This is a genomic window from Bradyrhizobium genosp. P, from assembly GCF_049949265.1.
In the GTDB taxonomy this organism is placed as follows: Bacteria; Pseudomonadota; Alphaproteobacteria; order Rhizobiales; family Xanthobacteraceae; genus Bradyrhizobium.
Map to the genome: position 1 here is coordinate 7,520,946 of NZ_CP188195.1, position 20,478 is coordinate 7,541,423.

General features: G+C 61.1%; 15 protein-coding genes. 6 read left to right on the top strand and 9 right to left on the bottom strand.

Annotation, left to right across the window (positions count from 1 at the left end; all coding sequences use genetic code 11):
• Positions 1-3: 3 nt before the first annotated feature.
• Complete coding sequence (locus ACP2YO_RS36095; RefSeq protein ID WP_426435841.1) at positions 4-474, bottom strand: ArsI/CadI family heavy metal resistance metalloenzyme; 471 nt, start codon at positions 472-474, stop codon at positions 4-6.
• An 11-nt stretch (positions 475-485) separates the two neighbouring features.
• Positions 486-812 carry an ArsR/SmtB family transcription factor gene (locus tag ACP2YO_RS36100; RefSeq protein ID WP_426435842.1) on the bottom strand — a complete coding sequence of 109 codons (327 nt, stop codon included), beginning with the start codon at positions 810-812 and terminating at the stop codon, positions 486-488.
• A 197-nt stretch (positions 813-1,009) separates the two neighbouring features.
• Between ACP2YO_RS36100 and ACP2YO_RS36105 the strand changes: the two genes are divergently transcribed.
• Both ACP2YO_RS36105 and ACP2YO_RS36110 read left to right on the top strand, forming a co-directional pair.
• Positions 1,010-1,657: a cysteine hydrolase gene (locus ACP2YO_RS36105; protein WP_426435843.1), complete on the top strand. Its 648-nt coding sequence runs from the start codon at positions 1,010-1,012 to the stop codon at positions 1,655-1,657.
• Positions 1,654-2,352, top strand: coding sequence for an ABC transporter permease (locus ACP2YO_RS36110; RefSeq protein WP_426435844.1), 699 nt, complete (start codon positions 1,654-1,656; stop codon positions 2,350-2,352). Before ACP2YO_RS36105 ends, ACP2YO_RS36110 begins: the two co-directional genes overlap by 4 nt.
• Here the strand turns inward: ACP2YO_RS36110 and ACP2YO_RS36115 are convergent.
• The 4 genes from ACP2YO_RS36115 to ACP2YO_RS36130 form a co-directional block, all read right to left on the bottom strand.
• Entirely contained in the window at positions 2,299-3,135 is an 837-nt protein-coding gene (locus ACP2YO_RS36115; protein ID WP_426435845.1) for an extracellular solute-binding protein, read from the bottom strand. The genes ACP2YO_RS36110 and ACP2YO_RS36115 overlap by 54 nt on opposite strands.
• A gap of 376 nt (positions 3,136-3,511) precedes the next feature.
• The gene (locus ACP2YO_RS36120; RefSeq protein WP_426435846.1) at positions 3,512-3,979 is read right to left on the bottom strand and encodes a DsrE family protein; all 468 of its coding nucleotides are present in this window, start codon (positions 3,977-3,979) and stop codon (positions 3,512-3,514) included.
• A gap of 140 nt (positions 3,980-4,119) precedes the next feature.
• On the bottom strand, positions 4,120-7,605 hold the full coding sequence (locus ACP2YO_RS36125) for a hypothetical protein (RefSeq protein ID WP_426435847.1): 3,486 nt from the start codon (positions 7,603-7,605) through the stop codon (positions 4,120-4,122).
• Between the two features lie 71 nt (positions 7,606-7,676).
• The gene (locus tag ACP2YO_RS36130; protein WP_426435848.1) at positions 7,677-9,116 is read right to left on the bottom strand and encodes a hypothetical protein; all 1,440 of its coding nucleotides are present in this window, start codon (positions 9,114-9,116) and stop codon (positions 7,677-7,679) included.
• A 417-nt stretch (positions 9,117-9,533) separates the two neighbouring features.
• On the opposite strand from ACP2YO_RS36130, the gene ACP2YO_RS36135 reads away from it, so the two are divergent.
• From ACP2YO_RS36135 to ACP2YO_RS36150, 4 genes are all read left to right on the top strand, one after another.
• Complete coding sequence (locus ACP2YO_RS36135; RefSeq protein WP_426435849.1) at positions 9,534-10,553, top strand: helix-turn-helix transcriptional regulator; 1,020 nt, start codon at positions 9,534-9,536, stop codon at positions 10,551-10,553.
• A gap of 667 nt (positions 10,554-11,220) precedes the next feature.
• Entirely contained in the window at positions 11,221-11,877 is a 657-nt protein-coding gene (locus ACP2YO_RS36140; RefSeq protein ID WP_426435850.1) for a helix-turn-helix transcriptional regulator, read from the top strand.
• Positions 11,878-11,973: 96 nt separating this feature from the next.
• Positions 11,974-13,083: a TQO small subunit DoxD gene (locus ACP2YO_RS36145; RefSeq protein WP_426435851.1), complete on the top strand. Its 1,110-nt coding sequence runs from the start codon at positions 11,974-11,976 to the stop codon at positions 13,081-13,083.
• Between the two features lie 1,070 nt (positions 13,084-14,153).
• On the top strand, positions 14,154-15,428 hold the full coding sequence (locus ACP2YO_RS36150; protein WP_426435852.1) for a lipase family protein: 1,275 nt from the start codon (positions 14,154-14,156) through the stop codon (positions 15,426-15,428).
• A 24-nt stretch (positions 15,429-15,452) separates the two neighbouring features.
• Here ACP2YO_RS36150 and ACP2YO_RS36155 read toward each other — a convergent pair whose 3' ends face one another.
• The 3 genes from ACP2YO_RS36155 to ACP2YO_RS36165 are packed head-to-tail and all read right to left on the bottom strand — an operon-like array spanning position 15,453 to position 20,321.
• Positions 15,453-16,085, bottom strand: a complete 633-nt coding sequence (locus tag ACP2YO_RS36155) for a TetR/AcrR family transcriptional regulator (RefSeq protein ID WP_426435853.1) — start codon at positions 16,083-16,085, stop codon at positions 15,453-15,455.
• Between the two features lie 13 nt (positions 16,086-16,098).
• A complete protein-coding gene (locus ACP2YO_RS36160; RefSeq protein WP_426435854.1) occupies positions 16,099-19,209 on the bottom strand; it encodes an efflux RND transporter permease subunit in 3,111 nt (1,036 codons plus the stop codon).
• On the bottom strand, positions 19,209-20,321 hold the full coding sequence (locus ACP2YO_RS36165) for an efflux RND transporter periplasmic adaptor subunit (protein WP_426443397.1): 1,113 nt from the start codon (positions 20,319-20,321) through the stop codon (positions 19,209-19,211). The genes ACP2YO_RS36160 and ACP2YO_RS36165 overlap by 1 nt, the downstream gene beginning before the upstream one ends.
• Positions 20,322-20,478: the final 157 nt, after the last annotated feature.

Here is a 20,478-nt window from a genome sequence, read left to right on the forward strand (position 1 = left end):
ACCTCAGCAGCAGGCCGAAGATTGTTTCGGCGTCGCCTCGGGCGCGCAGCAGGCGGACTGCTTCTCACGGGCGACCCGCGCCTGGTTCTCGCCGAAGCCGTCGCCGTAGACGGTGCTCTCACCGGTCGTGTGGAACGTTTCCCAGGCGATACCGGCGGAATCGTCGATCCAGGATTTTTCGGATTTGGCGTAGCAGCAAGTCGTCTGGCCCTGCTCGATGACGTTGCCGCCCGCCTGGCGCAGGCGGACGTAGACTTTCTGCAGTTCTTCTGTGCCCTCGACCTGGATGCCTAGATGGTCGAGGCCGGGCTTGCGCCCCCGCGTCGAGATCGCGAAGTTGACGCGTGGATCCTCGAGCATCCACTTCGCGTAGTCGGATTTCACGACCGTTGGTTCGGCGGCGAACAACGCCGAATAGAAGCCGATGGACTGCGGGATATCCTCGACGGAGACGTGGACGTGCAAGCGCTTCATGGCGTGTCCTTTCAGGCTGGCACGTTGGCGCGCTTCCGCGCGGGTTTGCACGCCGCGGCCGGGAGGCATGACGCGCCGCCACAGCAATATTCGGTCATGAAGCCGAGCAACGCGTTCATCGTCTCGAACTGCGCAGCATAGATCATCGAGCGCCCGGCGCGCCGGACCGTGGCGAGACCAGCCATCCGGAGCCGGTCGAAGTGGAACGTCAGCGTGTTGGGCGGCAGATCCAGCGCTTCCGCGATCGCGCCGGCAGTCATGCCGTCGGGGCCGGCCTGGACCAGCAGACGAAACACGTCGAGGCGATTATCCTGGGCGAGGGCGGAAAGCGCCGCCACCGCAGCTATCTTTTCCATATTTCAACGATTATTGAAATGAAGAGTGCCTGTCAATGGGTTTCCAATCCGTGGGTATGCTGTCAGGAGTTGGCCGCGCGGAGCACTGACCCCGCGGTCGGTCAGGCCCGGCGCGTACTTACAGAACGCGACCGGGCCGCTCCTTCTCCGCCACCCTCATTCCTCGCAGGTACCAGTTTATGAAGCGCGCCCAAGGCCTCGACATCCCGCAAACCCTCGAAGAAATCTGCGATCCGAACCGGATGGCACTGGTCGTCTACGACATGCAGATCGGGATCCTGAAGCAGATAAAGAACCCGGAGGCGATCGTAGCCAAGGTCTCTCGCGTGCTTGACGCTGCCCGCGCAGCCCGCGTCCGGACTTTCTTCATGCGGCACATGTCGCTGCCGAAGGAGTTGATGGGCGCGTTCTGCCACCGCATGACGATGGCTTGGCAGCGCACCGACGATCCGGAGAAGGTCAATCCCTGGTTCCTACGGGACTCGCCGGGCTTCGAGATCACGCCGGAACTGGCTCCGCGCCAGAGCGAGGCGATCTTCGACAAGCTCACCATGCCCGCCCTGGAGGGCACACCCCTGTCGATCGCGTCGCGCGACTGCGGTATCACATCGATGGCGCTCGTCGGTGTCGCGATGGAAATCGGCATCGAGCCGACCGCCAGGCACGCCGCCGACCTCGGCATCGTTCCCGTCATCGTAGAGGACGCCTGCGGCAGCGGCCATGCCGAGGGGGCCCAACGCTCGATTGAGTCGCTGAAATTCGCCGGAGTCACCGTTTTCACCGACGTGAAGGAGTTCTGCCAGACGCTGAAGCGCAAAGGCGGATGAATGACTTCGCGCGATCCGTCGGCGCCGCCTTATCGCTGATTGGCGAAGCCGACCCCGAGCTTCTCGGCATCGTCGCTCTGTCGCTGCGCGTCACCCTGACGGCGAGCATCGTCGCGTTGTTGATCGGCGCACCCATCGGAGTCTGGCTTGCCATCACCCGTTTCCGCGGACGTCAGGTGATCATCGTGCTGACCAACGCGCTTCTCGGCCTCCCGCCGGTCGTGGTGGGTCTCGTGCTCTACCTCTTGCTTTCGCGGTCGGGGCCCCTCGGGTCGGCGGGACTGCTGTTCACGCCAACCGCCATGGTGATAGCGCAGACGATGCTCGCCGCCCCGATCGTGGTCGCGCTGGTGCACCGGCCATCCACGCTGCTCTGGGCGGAGTACGGCGATCTCGCGCGCACCGACGGTCTGTCGGCCGTGCGCAGCATCGCGCTGCTGTTCGCTCTGGGCCGGGCATCACTGCTGACCGCCTTTCTCGCCGCCTTCGGGCGGGCCATCGCGGAGGTCGGCGCCATCATCATCGTCGGCGGCAACATCCGCGGATTCACGCGGACGATGACGACGGCGATCGCGCTGGAAACCAGCAAGGGAGACCTGCCGCTGGCGCTTGGGCTCGGACTGATCCTGCTGGCGCTCAGCTTAGCGGTCTCTACCGTCGCCTTCCTGCTGGTGGGACGCGTTGGGGAAAAATAACCGCTCACCGCCGACCTGATAGCCAGCGATGGTCTCCTGCCCCTTCGGCGAGATGAGCCAGTCGATGAACGCCTGCCCGTCCCGCGCCCTCACATTCGGATGTTTCGCCGGATTCACCAGCATGACGCCGTACTGGTTGAACAGCCGCTTGTCGCCTTCGGTCAGGATGGCCAGATCGCCTCGGTTCTTGAACGACAGCCAGGTGCCGCGGTCTGACAGCAGGTAGGCGTTCGACGACGATGCCATGTTGAGCGCCGACCCCATGCCCTGGCCGATCTCGCGATACCAGCCGCCTTTCGCAGCCCCGACGTCGATGCCGGCTTCCTTCCACAGCCGAAGTTCGGCTTCATGCGTGCCAGAATGATCGCCCCGCGAGATGAACGGCGCCTTCGCCGCCGCGATCTTGCGCAGAGCGTCGACCACGTCCTTGTCGCCGCCGATATGCGCGGGATCGCTCTTCGGTCCGACGATGACGAAGTCGTTGTACATGACGTCGAAGCGCTTCACGCCCTGCCCGTCGGCCATGAACTTGTCCTCGGCAGGCCGGTCATGGACGAAGACGACGTCCGCGTCGCCCCGCCGGCCCATGTCGAGTGCCTGGCCGGTGCCTACGGCGACAACCTTCACATTGATACCCTGCGCTTTAGAGAACTGCGGCAGCAGGTAGCCGAAGAGACCCGACTGCTCTGTCGACGTCGTAGAGGCGACTGTGATGGCGCGCTCCTGGGCCTCAGCGGCGCCGAACCACCCCAAAACGGCGAAGATGATGACGACAATTCTCATCGATACGTTTTCCTGCTGGATCTGGAGTCGATCGCAGTGCGCGCTAGAATACGCCGCGGCGGCCGAAAAAACGCGAGAACGCGAAATTGCTCGCCTGTGCCTTATCAAAATCGATCAGTACAGCATTTGGTACAGCATGACACCTGACGACCCTGCTTAAGTGCTGATTGTACTTTCGTTTTTTCGCTTAGTCGGTCCAGTCCATCATGGGCCTATTTGAGCAAGTTCAGAGCAAGCAGCGGCAAGTTGAGAAATCTAGCTCTACCGAAGCGCCTCTCGGAGACCAAGTCCACGCTTTGGATGCTTTGTCGAGCGAGGGCCATAGGCAACGCGGATACTGCGCGGACGCAGTCGCGAGGGTGCTCTTGAGCTCACGCTAGGGCTGCAACTGCACGTAACCCTGCTGAACCAGTTCGACGACACGAAAGTTCGCCCCGGCGTTGATCTTCACGCCTGGCAGCATGTTGCCGTTCACCCAGTGATTATCCGTCATGGTCTTTCCGCATTCCTCGAATTGCACGCCGAGGCCCTGAAGTTCGGCGATTTGCTTCTTGTAGGGATTGCCGTCCGGCCAATTTCGCACGCGACCATAGACGGCGTCGTTGAGAACCATATAGCCGGAGGCACCGTGGAAGACCGCGACGATATGGGCCTTGACGCCGTCCTTTTGGAAGCGGGCGGTCATGACGCGCAGAAAAGAGAGCGCGGCCGGCTCATCGCCCTCAAAGGCGGGATGGCTGATATTCAGGACGATCTTCGCTTCCTTGATGTTCGCTGGGATGTCGATCTTGAGGCCACCATTACCTTCCCTCTCATCGGCCAAGGCGGGAGAGAGCGCGAGCAATGCGAGGGCAAACGCGGCCACGGCCGATTTGATGTGAGACCGAAAACCCGGCGCATGCTTCGGTTGCACGCGACAATTCTGAATTTTCATAAGAGGCTCCGTTAGAGGCTGGACCTATCCGTAACACGGACAGCCTAACCTCATATATCGACATACGGAACCTTGGCTTTTGTTGAGAGAAGCGATCGCGTTAGATTGAGGGCAGCGGAAGACAACAAGAGAAAGACTTGCACCGTCTTTGCGATGTAAAAATATGCCTGTAGCATCGGCGAATTCTCCTTGAAGGAAGGCAGTGGCGCCACACGAGTGGCGAAAAAACTTGAGAACATCATCCCAAACTTGAGTCCACGGTCCGTTTCACCCACGTCCTTTTCAAGGACGGTCGCGATGATGAAGTTGACCGAAACCGCCACGATACCAATCTCTCCAAGCACAGATGCCACAACACTTAGTCCATCCTGCTGCTCGGCTGAAGCAAGAGCTGACTGCAGAGAAAGAAAAGCCAGACACATAATATCCACGAGCACCAGACGCTCTATGACGCTGACGATTTCATTTTTTGCAAGAGCGGTCAGGGTGGTCACAAAGGAGATGGCACAGGTAAACAGTTTCAGGCCGGCTAAGAAAAGTTTCACGAATTTGCTGAAGCCCCCCGCAAACGGCGAAATGCCAGTCAACACGCCCGTTAAAAGCCGACCTGCTGCTGCGACATACGACAAGCTTGTTGTGGCTTGCCACGGCAGAGAGTCAGGGCTGGATACTTGCGCCTGTAGACCAAACGAAGCATGGGGAGCAGACTCGAACTGAACCCGGAGGGTCGCCTCGAAGGCATCCAGTGACCCGGCCTGGGAGAGTGCGTCCGCCTGTGCGCTAGAAAACGGGGCTCTTTGGAGCGGCGAAAGCTTGCAGGCCACCGTCGCGGGAATCGCCGCGATCAGGCAACTCGCATCCAGGATCGTCAACTTGCTCCCCGGCGCGACGATATTCTCGTAAATCCAGGTGATGACCGGAATATCGATATGGGCGTTTAGGATGGCAGAGACCGCCTTGACCGCGATCGCGGTGACGTCGCAGATGGCGACGACAATGTTCTTCGCCGTCTCGATTACCGCGCCCGTGAAAGCGGCGACCATGCGCTGGAAGATTTCTTCCAGATTGAAATTCCTGATGTTTTTGACAATATCGCTGGCGACGTCCTCGAACGCCGCCTGGATGGCCTTGATATCGTCTTCGCCGACGGCCTTGAGCAAACCCGCGATCGAGTCCGGCGGCAGGTCGGAATAACTTGCGCTCGCCCGGCCGAGCGTGTGCCGGTTCAGCTTGCCGATGATCCAGCTCGTTTTCGGATCCCGTGTGATATCTCCACCATTGCCGGCCTTGGCCACGGCCACGATGGTCATATGAGACACGCCGCCCGCCGGCAGATTGAGTTTCTGGCCAACGACTTTCGCTTTAAGGACATCCAGCGCGGTGGCGACCTCCTTGGCAGCCGTGGAGGCGGAAACCTCCATCTGCTTGAGACTGAGCTGCGTCATTGTCCGCATCACCTCATGGGTGTTGAGGATGTCGTCCCAGTCGAACAGGAAGCTCAGCCACAGGATCAGTTCATCGATCAGGGCGCCGATCTCGTGAAACACCCATTCGATCACGCTCCAGACCTGCTCCGCGAATTTCACCACGGCCGAGTACGCGCTCTTCAACCCGTGGATGACGATCCGCAGTCCGTCATCGACCTTCTCGATCACGATCATCTCGACTTCGAACAGGCCGTTTGTCACGGCTTGCCATGCATCGCCGAAAGCGTGATCAATCGTGTCGAAAATACCCTCCGGAGCGCCGAGGCGGGCCGGCGCGGCGGCGGCTGTCCGAAGCGTCAGAACATTCCCGTCTTGCAGATGCGAAACGTCGAGAGGGGTCGCCACGGCGCTGGTGAGTGGCTTGATGTCATATGACTCCGGGCCAGCATCGCCGACGTCGACAGTGACGTCATCGGCTTTGCCGGGCTGCGACAGGCGGGTTTGAACCTTGACGAGTTGCTGCAGGGACTTGGCTGCGTCGCCAAGCTTGCCCGATTGATGCGCGGGAATCAGCGGTATCTTCTTTTTGTCCCGCGTGATGGTTGCCGCCTTCAAATCGTCGGCACTGATGGATTTCAGCCGGTTTGCCACCACCGCCTTGGGGTCGAAGTCGATCGCCTCCTTCATGAAATCGCCGGCGATCCGGATCCTGGGGGTCGCGAGCCCCTCGGCCACCGTCGCGACGCTGAGCATGCCGAGAGCGTTTGTCTCGACCGTGGCGGCTTGGCCGGACTGGTCGACGAAGAAGTGCGACCCGTCGATGGAGACGAGGCATAGCGATGAAGCGGATATCTCGACGGTCTGATTGGCAAGCGGGACGCCATCGGCATCGCTCAGCACGATTTGGGTGGTATAGGCATCGCACTCCACGGTCTTGTTCAGATCGTGCGCATCGACCGGCAACAGGATCGATCGCGCCGACCATAGCGTCGTCGTCTTGTCCTGCGCGAGGTGAGTCAGGGAATGGTCCTCATCGACGGTGAACAGATCGATCTCGCCACTCACCGGATTGCGCCATGCCGTCATTTCCCCGATCTGCTTTTGCAGTGCGATCGGATGCCTCCAGCCGCCGGCAGGCTTTTCCTCGACAAAGGACAGGACGCCGTTGTCGTTCAACCACCAGACTTCCAGTCGGCCGTCGGGATGGCGTCCGGCCGCCATCGCAAGCGCCGAGGCATCCGGTCCCATGGACACGATCCTGGTGGACGCCTCCGACACGTCCGCAGCATCCTGCGTCATCTGCTGGTCCGGGCTGAGCCCGTAGAGGCTGTCGGTGCCGAGAAACAATTGTGTATCGCCCGAGGGCAGGCCGATGGCTGCAAGGGCGGTCGGACTGATGGTGACCGGCACGGCATGATTGTAGATGCTGAAATCGGGGAAAGACGTCACGATCACGCGCGTCGTGGCATCGTCAATGCGAAGCAGCGTGTAGATCAGGCCCTCGAGCCCCGGTATGCCGGCCTCGAGCTTGGAGTTGTGGCCGATCGCCATATCCACAACACCGCTGCCGTTGAGCGGCAAAGGGACCTCCTTCCAAATGGTGTCCCCTCCCTTCGGGTCGGGATGGAGGAAGAAGGTCGACATCCGTCGTTGCCCGTCGACGGCCGCCACCGCCACGACCGGCCGGCCGTCGGCAGTGGAGCCGGTTGTCATTGCGGTGATCTCGACGCCGCTGCGCGAGCCTCGCGGACTCCAGCGCTTCGGCCTCGGCGTGGGCGTGAAGTCCGTAGCGACATAGACTGTCCGCTGGTCGCCCGATTGCGGTGCGGTCGCGATCGCCAGGATCGGCGAACCGTCAACCGCCTGCGCCGCGCACAGATGCAGCGTGCGGACCCCCGCCGGCAGATCCGCACTGAGGTCGGTTCGTTCCCACCCCGTGCTTGATCCCGGCGCCTTGGCGAGCATGTAGACGTGCTCGTTAACACCGACAGAAAACAGCAGGAGCGTGCCGTCCTTCTGCATCGCCGCGGCAATGTCCCGGTCACCGGAAATCTCGCTTCCCGGTATGTAGTCTTTCATGATTTCTGAACGGAGGCTGACGTTGATCATCGGTCTCTCCTGCAGAGATTGGAGTATTGAAGGTTTTCGGGATCGCCTCAGGCGCGTGTTGCCAGCCGGGCTCAGTTTCGGATCGTTGTCGTCATCTTGAGATGGCCTTGTTCCGTCGTGGCGATGTCCTTGAAGATGAATTCGGAACCGGCCGCGAGAACGATGCGTGACTTCAGGTTCATCCCGCTGGCTTCGAGCGGCGCCGAAATGATTTTGGGCCAGGCCTGATTAGCCATCTGCTCAAAAATGCCGTTTACGGAGTTGTCTGAAATCGCCGACAACGCCGCATCAGCGATAATGGCGAGTACACCCTCAAATTCCCCAAGTGCGTTGGGATGCTCCTGAATCTGGTGGCTTGTCGTGCTGTTCCGGACGTTGAGGGTCAGGTTGTTTGCGGGGTCAAAGTCAAAAGCGAAATCGGCGTTCCAGAACATCTGGACGTCGGCATATCCGACATTGCTACCGGCCATGTCGTCGGCATCGACCCGCCATGCCACGCGGATCTGGCAGGAATATCTCGGCTCACCTGCGATCGGCTCAAAGGTGACGGTGGTGAATCTGCCGGATTGGTCCGGCCCCGATGCGGTGACACTATTGCCGGACTGTTTGAAATCCTGCGCCTGAAACCCGAAGAGCTTCGCCACAGGCGGTACCAGGAGCCCCATCACAAGGCGCTGGGCAATCACATAGGCGCCTTGGACCTGATCCGAGTTGAGCCAATTGGCGTCGAAGAGACCCGACTTGGCATCGGTTGGAACCGGACGACCTTTCGTTTCCGACAGGAAGTTAAGACTGCTCCGGCCAGGATCCGAGCCGTCCGCATAGATGGAATAGCTGGATCCGGTCGGTATGAACATCGCGTCCACCGCCGGCACTTTCTTGTTTGTCGCCGTGTATCCAAGGATGAACGGGTTGTTTGATCCGCGCAGGGTCTCGATCACACCTTGTACGACCGCCCGGAGCTGCGTGATCACATTCGGCGAGACGAGATCGGCAATCTTTACCCCCGCGGCCGGAACGAACTCGTAGCTATCGAGGATCAGATCCGCGTCCTCGAAGTCGAGGAACAGGTGCCTGATGTCGTACATGTCGACCGTGAAAGCAGTCAGCTGCCGCTTCACGGCGTCGGGAATGAGCTTGTGTGCCGCGATGTCCGCCTGGGCGATCTCGGCAAGACTCATATTGACCGAGACCCTGAGCCCCCACCCTGCCATCGGGATCGTATTCTTGACGACCGAGGGCTTGCCGCTCCCATCGCGCCCGAGGCTCGAATAGGTCATCGTCCCCCCGGTGAAGGGAAAGGTGACGTTGAGCGCTCTTGCACCGGCATTGCCGGTTACCGCGTTGACGGCCGGCGCCCCAACTTTAAGGTCGATAGCCCAGAACCCTTCTGGATCGGCAGCCGTCCACGAGGTCGGCAGAACGGAGAGAGCCGACAGCAACTCCAGCTGATTGTTTATCGTTCTCTGGCTGACGGCATAGACGAGGTCATAACCACTCAATCCAAGCATGTCTTCTCTCCCGACGCGGGTCATGGTCGGGAGACTTTCACGGCATGACGGGCACCCGTTAGTTCATCCGTCTCCGAAATTTGGGCATTTCGTCTCCGCTCCGCAGTTCGGCTTGCAATCGTTGACGATGGTTTAGGAACCGGAAAGCTCAGTACTTGAATTTCGCCAAAAAATGGCAACAACTAGAGATGTTTTCGTTAAGTCATTGCTGACTGCTGCGTTAGTCCCCATTCCGGTGGCAATCTGCGCGGCGTCCTTTCTGTTGCGGTCACGATACAACGGCAACCGAGAGCGGCCTCTCGCGTCAGGATTCGAGTTTCCAACTGCTCTTCGCATTGTGATCCCGCTCACTCAAAGACCGCTTGCAAGCGCATTTACCGGAAGCTACAGGCACAGGTTGAATTCGGGTTCGATGAAATGCGGTCGATGCTTCAAGGGCGCGGTGCGGACGTGTTGGAGCAATTGCGCGCGCGAACGAGGGGCATTTCCGAGATCATCCCGCTCACCTCCGAAGGCGATTTCGAGATATCTGCGCGATCGATCTGGCTGCCGATGGCAGCCGGGGGCGCGTTGCTGAGCGACTCCGCTACAACCGGGGTGCGGTACGAGCGCACGGCTGCGCATGTCGCCCTCGGTAGCGTGAACGTCTATCAAATCGCCGAATGTACCGAAGGAGAAATGGTTTTCAGCTCGAGCCGCCTCGAATTGACGTTGCGGCCTGGCGACATTTTCCTGGTCGATATGGCGCAATCGAGCCGGACCATTCTGGTCGAGGGTACCAATCGTCGCTGCCGCGTGCGGGCTTTGGTCGTACCTCGATCGGTATTGTCGCAGCGCCTTGCCCACCCGGATTCCGCGACGGGGTTGCTCTATCGAAACGATCGGCGCACAATGTCGCCTCTGGCTCGTCAGTATGCCGACATTTGGAGATGGGCTGAGAACGAAGAAGGTGATCCCGCCTTTTTGATTGACGCAATCGGCGATCTTATCGCTGACGCGGTAGGAAGCGTTGCGGATACTGAGGGTGATGTCGAACGGACGGACCGCCGGCTATTCCTCGCGATGATCAAGCGCTATATCGAAACCCATCTCGAGAGTAAGCCGCTGGCTGTCGAAGACCTTTATGATCGCTTCGGCATTTCGCGCGCCAGCCTTTATCGGATGTTCAAGCCGGAAGGAGGCCTTGCGGGTTACGTCCAGGATCAACGGTTAAATCTCGCCATGAGGCGATTGGCTCAACCCGACGGACAGAAAACGCGGTTACTCGACCTCGCGATCGATCTTCATTTCAGCAGCGACTCCACTTTTGTGCGGGCGTTCCGCCGCAAGTTCGGACTGACGCCGGGAGAGCTGCGCGGGAAATCGCAAGCATGGTTAAGGGAGGGTGCCCGCTCAAATGCCTTGGTCGGTGCGCTGCACAGATTCGCACGTCGCTGACACAGGTAGTGGCGCCGGTAACGTGAGGGTGCAGCCTTGCGCTTGCGTTACTGCCGGCATCTTGCAGAACGGGCTCAAGATCGTCGCCTGTTTGGGCAAACTACGAAACCGAATGCGCGATGGTCGTTGCCAACTTGTTGTTCGATTCGCGGCGTGCCGCTTCGAACAACAAAAAAATATGCGTGGAACCCGCAATTGAGACGTTGGGCACAGCGCGGGTTCTCGCGCTTTGCTAGCCATCCAAGCTCGTGCTGCGGTCAAACGTCGCCCGCAGCATCCAGAATTTGGAAGTTGAGCGGTTGGAATGCAGTCGGGCGCAGGGAGCGATGAGCTACGATTCACGGCGATCGGTAGCCGTCGTCCCACATCGCTCGCCAGGCTCACCACATCTTCGGTACCGGTCGCCGATCGGCTGGATTATTGGCGTGACCTGCTTGTTTGCTGTGACATCTCCCGTCCGGAGACAAGCGGCGGGAGCGATTTCTGCGGCGAATTGTTATGCTGCAGGGATCGCGATGGTGTCGCGTTCTTCCATGTCAGGGGCGATCCGATCGTTTGCAGCTTTGGCAGGCGCAAAAGCGGCCTTGTGCTTGTGGGACACGTTCGCTCAGGCTCCTTCAGCGCCAGCCATGACGGGCGCACGACAGATCTGGACAGCAACACCGGGTTGATCCTGTTCGACTGCGACCGCCGCCTCGTGGTGTCCTCCACCAGATACGAACTCGCCCTGGTCGCTCTTCCCCGCCCGCTCGTCATGAGCTTGCTCGGTCGCAGTTCCACGCTGCTTGACGGGGCCGTTGTCGAGTTACCCAAGAACGGCCTGACACCGATTCTGCTTGCCCAGTTCGAGACCATGTCACGGTATTGCACCGGCCTGGACGCGACGGAGGCCGCGGCGGCGATGCACGCAACGACCTCGCTGGCGGTTGCCGTGCTGTCGTCTGTTGCGCGGAGCGTCCACGAGCAGAATGAACTCGGCGAATATTTCTTCGCGGCAGCAAGACGCTATATCGAAGCACATGCTTCGCACCACGAACTGACTGCAGCCAAGATAGCGGCAGCGATAGGATGTTCAAGAGCGCATCTCTACCGATTATTCGCCGATCGGTCCACGCATGTCGGAGCCCTGTTGCGGGACATCCGGCTCACTCGCGCGCACACACTCATCGAAACACACGCCAGGCGGCCGGTCGGCCTGATCGCATTCGATTGCGGATATTCCGATCTCTCGGCCTTCGGAAAGGCGTTCAAGCGCCGATACGGCTTGTCGCCGGGTGAATATCGCAAGGAAGTCGCTCCAGACCCTTCGGGCAAGCGCCACTGAGGCGGCAGGTGCCCGCGACCGCGGTCCACGCTGACATGAAGGAAGGCAGATTATCCATTAGGATGTGAGCGAGAAGATCGCATGGGGAGAAGCGCGATGACGACCAGCGCAAGCATGGCGGCGGTGACGGAACGCCCGACGCGCCACGGCGTTCCCATCGGTGCTTTGGACGAGGCCAACTGGCGGGGAGCCACTCTCGGCCTGCTGACGGTGCGGGTCGTCGAGGGCTTCATCTACTGGGGTGGGGGATCACGCCGTTTCATTTATGCCCCCGAGAAGCTCGACCCCAGCGGCCACGAGTGGATGGCCAACAAGCTGCACGACGCGATGCCCGGCGCACTTTTCGGCACCGATCACGTCATCTCCTTCGTGCTAACCCATTTCAATATTCTCTATCCGGCGATCATCGTGTTCAGTGTCGGTGAGCTGCTTGTCGGCATCATGCTTATTGCCGGTTTCATGACGCGCATCGCCGCTGTCGGCGCGCCGGGCTTCTCGGTCCTGTTGATGGTGATGTTCGGTTGGGTAGGAGCCATCTGCCTCGAGGGGTGGACGATGGCGGCTTGCAACATAGCGATGTCTTGCGCTCTCATGCTCAACCGCAGCGGCGTCTATTCGCTCGACAATCTGCTGCTCAGGCGCCGTCCGCAACTTGCCGAACGCGGATGGTTTAGGTGGATCGGCGGAAGCCTGCCGCTGCCGCTCTCGGAACGCGGATTCCACAGGCTGGCTCTCGCCCTGTTCCTGATCGCCACCGACTTCATCGTGGGGCTTTACAGCCATTATCGGGGAGCCGTGCTGACGCCTTTCCACGCAGGCCCGGTGAGCCCGTCCGTAACGCATTTCAGCCTGGACGGAGCCCACATCGACGGGAACGCGGTAGACGTCCGCGCTTATCTTGATGCCGGCACGCCCGAAGCGCCGGCATACATCGTGGCAGCTGCGCTGGAGGATGGCTCGGGCAAGGTTCTGGCGCAGTGGGACGCGGCAGCTCTCGCCGCCCTGCCGCCGGACCACATCGAGAACAAGTATGCCTACAACCAGATCGTTCCAGGACCGCATGGGCTTGTCGCGCGCATGGGGGCCAAGGCCGTGATCCGGCTGCCGCTGGAATCCGAGCTTCCCCCTGCTTCGCAGGATGCCACGATCCGGCTGACCACCGTCGACGGCCGAAGCTTTGCTGCTAAACTGGAATCGAGCCAATAAGGGTCGATCCATCGAGAACCGGCATCCTCGGGATGGTGCAACAGGCGGAGCTGCGCGTGACCATTGAGCAAATGCCGAGCGCACTAGCGCGTGCGCCTAGTAGAGGTGTCCGGCCCTCGTGGAGTCCAGGCTGGCCGCACCTCTGCCAGCGCTTCGCTGCTCCAACCTCAGCTTTCGCCGTACACCAGTGGCGGGACGATCGAGCGTACGAGATCGCACAAAATCGTGGTCGGGCGTACAAAATCTTCAAATGGCGGAGAGAGTGTCAGTCAATCCCCATTGAAAGACAAAGCATCTTCGATCTTCCGAGGCCAAAACCCACCATTTGAACTACGGCCAAAGAATGGGGTTTTCATCTACCAACCGGGTTCAAATCCTGACCTGCAACCATCTCAAATTGCTGCTCGAAACGGTCGCCGACCGGAACCCCATCAAGCGATGGTCAAAGGGCCGCGTGACCTTGCTGGGCGATTCTGCCCACGCAATGCTCCAGTCGCTCGCTCAATGAGCTGGCATGGCAATCGAAGGCGCCGTCCATCTCGCAAACCTGCTCAAGACCGCAAATGGCGACGTGGTGCTGGCATTTTCAGCTGTTCGAGCACGATCGCGTCCTACGGACATCACGAGTTCAGCTCGAACCCCGGGCGTTGTGGGACATGTATCATGAGGAAGATCCGATCGCCCGCGCAGTACAACGCGAGCAGTATCAGGGCCGCATCGCCGAAGACTACTACCGCTGTCTGACATGGCTCTGGGAAGCCGGTCGAAATTCCACCAGGTCCGGCGATCCGCGGTTGTGGATAACGACGAGAATTCCGCAGCACGCGAGGCCGCGCGAACGCACCCCCGCTTGCCTGGGGCGTCAAACACAAGCCAGGGAGACGCTACTGATCCCGCAGCACGCAAGATCGAGATGTCGCAGTGATCCGAAATCTTTTTAATTTCGGCATCGATCAATATCAAAAAGGAAATTGACGGCCACACAGGGCCCTTCACAATCGAGGTGAAGCTCGGATTGGAAGAGCAATCGGGCCGTCTAAGGTCGAACGTTACAAGCGACGGAGAAGCTTATGCGCGGAAATCTACTGTCAATCTCGCTGCTGGCGCTCGTCGTCTTGATGGGTCCTGGTATCTCGACGGGACACACGGAGTCCTTGCTGCCAGTGGGAGCGAAGGCGGGCGACCTCGACCTGTCTCCCTTCTATCGCTGGTCCCAAACGCAGCCGGAGCAGCCCGGTGCAATGCTGCGCCAGGAGCCGATGCGGGCGCAGCCCGAAATCACGAGTGCAGGTCTCGCCCAGCGGATTCTCTACACGTCCACCGATTGGCGCTGGCATGCCGGCATCGTTCCGGTGAGCGGGACAGTTTATCTGCCCAAGGGCGAGCCGCCGCCGGGGGGATGGCCCCTGGTCGCCTGGGCACATGGCACGCTCGGCGTATCCGATGCCTGCGCGCCGTCTTGGACCGGGCACAAGCCGCGTGATGCCACTTACATCCAGCGCTGGCTCGAAAGCGGCTTCGCGGTCGTGGCCACGGACTATCAAGGGCTCGGCGGACCAGGCCCGCATCCTTACCTGATCTGGGAGGCGGAAGGCCGCTCCGTACTCGACAGCGTGAAAGCAGCACTGTCCGCGTATGGGGACAAACTCGCGCGAAAGGTCTTCATCACCGGTCAGTCGCAAGGCTCGGGTGCTGCGATCGGCGCAACCATGATTGCGGCAAGCTACGCAGCCGATGTACCGCTGCTTGCGACCGTGGCCACGGGGCTTGTCTCGACCTTCCGGGACGGTCCCTACAAGCCGCCACAGCCGACCACGATCAGTTCGCCGATCTATACTACGCTGATGCTGCTCGGCGGTTCTCTGCCTGATGGCGTACCAACGGCTGACGAACTCATCTCCGAGAAGGGCAAGCTGATCCTGAAGGCCGGGCGTGAGAGCTGCACACCGGAGATGCGCGAAGTCGCGCGCCGGGAAGGCGTTACCGAAGACAACATCTATGTCGAGCCGATCGCCCAGATCATGGCGCGGCTGACTCCCATCACGGACATGCGAGCCAAGAAGTTCAATGTGCCGGTGCTCCTCGGCACCGGCCTTGCCGATTCGACGCTGGTGCCGACACGCCAGTATGCGGAGGTCGCAGCCCTATGTGCGGTTGGGAACGCCGTCATTTGGAAGACCTATCCCGGCGCCACGCACAATGGCGGCTTGCACGCGGCCTTCCCGGATGCGCTGGCCTTCTTCCGCGACGCGCTGACTGGACGAAAGCCGCAGAGCAATTGTGCCGGCATCGCAGAACCCGGTCCGCCCGGCGAAGCGACAAAAGGGATCGCCTTCAACGACTAGGCGCGGGATATTTCTCACCCAAGGCTAGGAGAGCAATTTGCGAGCGCCCTTCGCGCCGAGCGCTTTCTGAATAAAGCGGATCTGGTCGCGCAGGCCTGCTTCGGTGTCTTCGCCGTGCTGAACGCAGTGCTCAATCAGAATCGGATGGAAGAATGGCATGAACGCCGATCTGACCGCTCGCGCGGCTTCCGCGGCATCTTCGACGTCGAACTCGCCCGCCTCGACGCCCTCGCGTATGATCGCCTCGAAGATCGTCACCATCCGCTCGATATGCGTCTGGATGATCGGCCAGTTCTCCTGTGTGGCGGCAACGATTAATTCATGTATGGGCCTTGCCTCGACCAGCATCATCTTGGCGTGGTGGTGAACAGCGGTCAGGAGCCGCTCGAGTTTTTCCATGGCCGGCGCATTGGTGCGGGCGATCGCAAAGGCCATGTCAGCAACCTCGTTCATAACACGCCCGCAGATGGACTCGTTGATCGAGTCCCTGGAGGGAAAGAAACGGTAGACGTTCGCCGGGCTCATGCCGAGTTCGGAGGCGATGTCCGTCACCGACGTCTTTTGGTAACCGATGCGGCGAAAGTGCTCCTCCGCCACCTCCAGGATGCGCGCGCGCGTCTCGTCGGGATCAGTTCCCGTTCGGACCGGACGATTCATGGATTCAACAGCCCTACTCGGCAGCCATTGCTGTTCGCAATTCCGGTTCCTCCGTCGAATCCTCATGGGTCTCATCCGCAGTCGGCTTGATCCGGAACCATGCGGCATAGAGGGCAGGGAGAAAGAGCAGAATCAGCACGGTGCCGACCGCCGTGCCGCCGATCAAGGTATAGGCCATCGATCCCCAGAAGACGGAGTGCGTGAGGGGGATGAAGGCCAGCACGGCGGCAAGTGCGGTCAGGATCACGGGCCTCGTGCGTTGCACCGTGGCTTCGATGACGGCGTGATAGTCATCGAGGCCGGCAGCAAGGTTCTCCTTGATCTGTTCGGTCAGGATCAGAGTGTTGCGCATCAAGATGCCGGCCAGTCCTATCAGCCCCAGAATGGCGTTGAACCCGAAGGGCTGGTGAAAGGTCAGCAAAATCGGCACGACGCCGACGAGGCCAAGCGGTCCCGTCAGCACGACCATGGCCATCGTCGAGAACGATCGGACCTGCAGCATAATGACGATCAGCATGGCGGCGATCATGGCGGGAAAGATCGTCGCCAATGCGTCGTTGGCCTTCGTTGCCTCCTCGATCGATCCGCCCAATTCGATCCGATAGCCAGCCGGCAGGGACGCGATCAGCGGCTGAAGAGCCGTCTTGATCTCCTTCGAGACCTCCGGAGGCTGGGTCGCCTCATTGATGTCCGACCTGATCGTGACGACGGGGGTGCGATCGCGGCGCTTCATGATGGGCTCTTCCAGTCGGACTTCCGAATGACCGACCTGGTCGAGCGGAACCGGGCGGCCGTCCCTGCTCATCAATGAGAAATCCGCCAGACGCGTCGGATCCAGCCGTTCTCTGCCGGCACTGCGTGCCACGATGGGGACATTGCGAATGTCCTCGCGGACCTGCGTAACGGCGATGCCGGTAAGGAGGAACTGGAGTTGCCGGCCCACCTCCGCTGGCGAAAGGCCGATGAGGTTCAGTCGATCCTGATCCGGGATGAAGCGGAGCACGGGTGTGCGATCACCCCAATCGCGGTTCGCCTGGCGCACATCGGGAACGCCACGCATGATACCGAGCGCTTTTTCAGAGATGGCGTACAATTGCGCCGGATCAGGCCCCATGATCCGAAACTCGACCGGGAACGGCGTGTAGGGTCCGAACACGAGCTGCGTGACGCGCACATTGGCTTCAGGTGCAAGCCCCTGTGACACCGCCTGCCGAAGCCGGAGCTTCAGATCTTCGCGCGCCTCCGCGTCCGGCGTCAGCACGACGATCTTGGCGAAGGCCGGATCGGGCAGTTCCGGCGCCATCGCGAAGAAGAAGCGCGGCGCGCCCTGACCGACATAGCTCGTGACGATCTTGGCCTCGGGCTGATCGTGCAGCCACCGCTCGAGCTTCTCGGCTGCGGCGGTGGTCGTCTCGATGCTGGTGCCTTCCGGCAGACGAACCTCCACTAGCACTTCGGGGCGGTCAGAGGTCGGGAAGAACTGCTGTTTGACGCCGCCCATGCCGACGACCGACAGCGCGAAAGCGACGGCGACGATGCCACTGGTTACGAACTTGTGGCGCACTGCAAAGGTGATGAGCGTGCGCAGGCGCCGATAGTTTGGCGTACCGTAAATCGCGTGGTGACCGCCTTCGATCGGTTTGATGGCGGGCAGCATCTTGACGCCCAGATAGGGCGTGAAGACGACCGCGACGATCCAGGAGACGATGAGGGCAAACCCCACGACCCAGAAGATGTTGCCGGCGTATTCGCCGGCCGTCGAGCGCGCAAAGCCGACCGGCAGGAAGCCGGCGATCGTCACGAGTGTACCGGACAGCATCGGCGCCGCAGTATGGCTCCACGCATAGGCCGCCGCCTTGATGCGGTCCATGCCCTCTTCCATTTTCACCACCATCACCTCGATGGCGATGATGGCGTCGTCCACGAGAAGACCAAGCGCCAGGATGAGGGCGCCGAGTGTGATGCGGTCGAAGAAGCGGCCGGTCTCCAGCATGATGAGGAACACGACGGCAAGCGTCAAAGGAACGGCGGCCGCCACGACGATGCCGACGCGCCAGCCGAGGCTGAGCAGGCTCACCAGCAGCACCACGCCGAGCGCCATTGCGAACTTCATCATGAACTCGTCAACCGCCGAGGTGATGTTGACGGCCTGGTCGCTGACCTTGACCAGAGACATCCCGAGTGGCAGCGTCCGGGAGATCGCTGCGGACCTCTCCTCCAGTGCCTCGCCGAGCGCGAGGCCATTCCAGCCCTCCTGCATCACGGCCGCGAGCATGATCGTGGGCTCACCCTGGTGTCGGATGAGGTAGGTGGGAGGATCCTCGTAACCGCGGCGGACTTCGGCGATGTCGGAGAGTTTCAGCGTCCGTCCCGCAGCGACGATCGGCGTGTCAGCGATCGCCTGGACGCTATCATAAGCGCCATCGACCCGGATAAAGACCTGCGGCCCCTTGGTGTCGATCGAGCCTGCCGGTGTGACGGTGTTCTGCCGCTGCAAGGCGGCAACGATATCCTGTGCCGACACGCCGAGGGTTGTCAGTTTGGCGTAGGAAAACTCGACGAATATCTGTTCGGGACGTTCACCGAGGATGTTGATCTTCTTGACGCCCGGCACGTGCAGCAGGTCCTGGCGAATGGTCTCGGCCTGCCTGGCGAGTTCGCGCATCGGCATGCCCTTGGCCTTGAGGGCATAAAGCGCGAAGCTCACGTCCGAATATTCGTCGTTGACGAAGGGGCCGAGCACGCCGGACGGCAGCTTGCGCGCTTCATCGCCGAGCTTCTTGCGGGCCTGGTAGAATTCCTCCTGCACGCTCGAAGGCGGCGTGCTGTCCTTCAGCGTCACCGTCATGTACGCATAACCCGGCCGTGTGGTGGTCTCCACCCGGTCGTACCAGGTTAGTTCCTGAATCCGCTTCTCCAACGGTTCCGCGACCTGGTCCTGCATCTCGCGCGCAGTCGCGCCCGGCCATACCGTCGTCACCGTCAGGGTCTTGATCGTGAACGAGGGGTCCTCCGCCCGCCCGAGCTTGAGGAAAGCGTAGGCGCCCGCGGCCGCCAGCAGCACGATGAAGAACAGGGTGACGGCCCGTTCGCGAACGGCGACCGCGGAAAGATTGAAGCTCATCAGTTGCTCCTGCTTTCAGCGGCAGTCCTGACGCGTGCGCCCTCCTGCAGCAGGTGAGCGCCCAGCGAAACAACCCGATCAGCCGAGCTCAGGCCGGAGATAACGGCCGTTTCGCTGGTCACACGCACAAGCTTGATGGGCTGAAAGTGTACGGCCGAGGTGCCGCTGTCGAACACCCAGACGCCTGTCATTCTGCCGTCATCGAGCACGGCTCCCAGCGGCACCTGGACCTCCGGCAGAGTCTCTTGGCTTGCAAGCCGAATGGTGACCGTCGCGCCAAGAGGTGCCGCCGCGGCCTCTCCGTCGAGCACATAGCGGGCCTCGTAGGTACGGGTCTGGACATCGGCGGAATCCGACAACTGCCGCAGATGCGCCGTATAGCGCCGCCCATCGGCCGCCCCATACACGCTGGCCTCGGCCACGGAGCCGATCGCAGGCCGGATCGTTTCGGGAAGCGCGACGACTGCTTCGCGGGGCCCCGCCTGAGCAAGTCGAACGACGGTCTGTCCGGCAGAGACGACCTGTCCCGGCTCGCCGAGCGTTTCGACGACCGTTCCGTCCGCGTCCGCAAGCAGGACGGAATAGGTGGCTTGGTTCTCGGCGACCAATGCGTCGGCTACGGCGGAGGCGACTTGCGCCTTCGCCGTGTCCGAAGCCGCCTTCGCCTGCTCGTAGCGCTGTCGAGAAGCCCATCCGTCGCTCACCAGCTTGGCGTATCGCTGCTCATCCGCGTCGGCCTGAACGAGAGATGCACGCGCTGCGGCAACGGCGTTGCGCTTCGCGGTGAGCGCAAGGCGAAGGTCGGTTTCGTCGATCCGCATCAGCGGCTGTCCGGCTTTGACCTGCTCACCGACATTCACGAGCCGTTCCACGATCTTACCGGCGACGCGAAAGCCGAGATTGCTCTGGACCCTCGCCCCTATGGTCCCCGTGAACCCGCGTTCGGATCCGCTCACCCGCGCGGCCGTCACCAGGCTGACGATCGGTAGTTCCTGCCTCGGGTCGCGCGCCGCGGAGGCTTGGTGAGCGGGAATGACAAAAGTTGCTAGTGCGACCGCCCCGGACGCCGCGATCAGGATACCTGCCAAGGCCACAAGTCTGCTCGTTTTCATCGCCATCTCCATTCCAGCTTAGATTTCGCTCGAACTCTATAATGCAGTTAGAAGTCGATCGCAATCTAATTTCGAGCGCTAACGAGAGTGTGATCCCCGGAAACCGGCCATTTCGACCTCCCGCGACGCCAAATCCGGCGACGCCACTTGATAGATT

Coding starts and splice junctions, on each gene's coding strand:
- ACP2YO_RS36095 (WP_426435841.1), bottom strand. CDS start 474: ATGAAGCGCTTGCACGTCCACGTCTCCGTCGAGGATATCCCGCAGTCC.
- ACP2YO_RS36105 (WP_426435843.1), top strand. CDS start 1,010: ATGAAGCGCGCCCAAGGCCTCGACATCCCGCAAACCCTCGAAGAAATC.
- ACP2YO_RS36110 (WP_426435844.1), top strand. CDS start 1,654: ATGAATGACTTCGCGCGATCCGTCGGCGCCGCCTTATCGCTGATTGGC.
- ACP2YO_RS36115 (WP_426435845.1), bottom strand. CDS start 3,135: ATGAGAATTGTCGTCATCATCTTCGCCGTTTTGGGGTGGTTCGGCGCC.
- ACP2YO_RS36125 (WP_426435847.1), bottom strand. CDS start 7,605: ATGATCAACGTCAGCCTCCGTTCAGAAATCATGAAAGACTACATACCG.
- ACP2YO_RS36130 (WP_426435848.1), bottom strand. CDS start 9,116: ATGCTTGGATTGAGTGGTTATGACCTCGTCTATGCCGTCAGCCAGAGA.
- ACP2YO_RS36135 (WP_426435849.1), top strand. CDS start 9,534: ATGCGGTCGATGCTTCAAGGGCGCGGTGCGGACGTGTTGGAGCAATTG.
- ACP2YO_RS36145 (WP_426435851.1), top strand. CDS start 11,974: ATGACGACCAGCGCAAGCATGGCGGCGGTGACGGAACGCCCGACGCGC.
- ACP2YO_RS36150 (WP_426435852.1), top strand. CDS start 14,154: ATGCGCGGAAATCTACTGTCAATCTCGCTGCTGGCGCTCGTCGTCTTG.
- ACP2YO_RS36155 (WP_426435853.1), bottom strand. CDS start 16,085: ATGAATCGTCCGGTCCGAACGGGAACTGATCCCGACGAGACGCGCGCG.
- ACP2YO_RS36160 (WP_426435854.1), bottom strand. CDS start 19,209: ATGAGCTTCAATCTTTCCGCGGTCGCCGTTCGCGAACGGGCCGTCACC.
- ACP2YO_RS36165 (WP_426443397.1), bottom strand. CDS start 20,321: ATGAAAACGAGCAGACTTGTGGCCTTGGCAGGTATCCTGATCGCGGCG.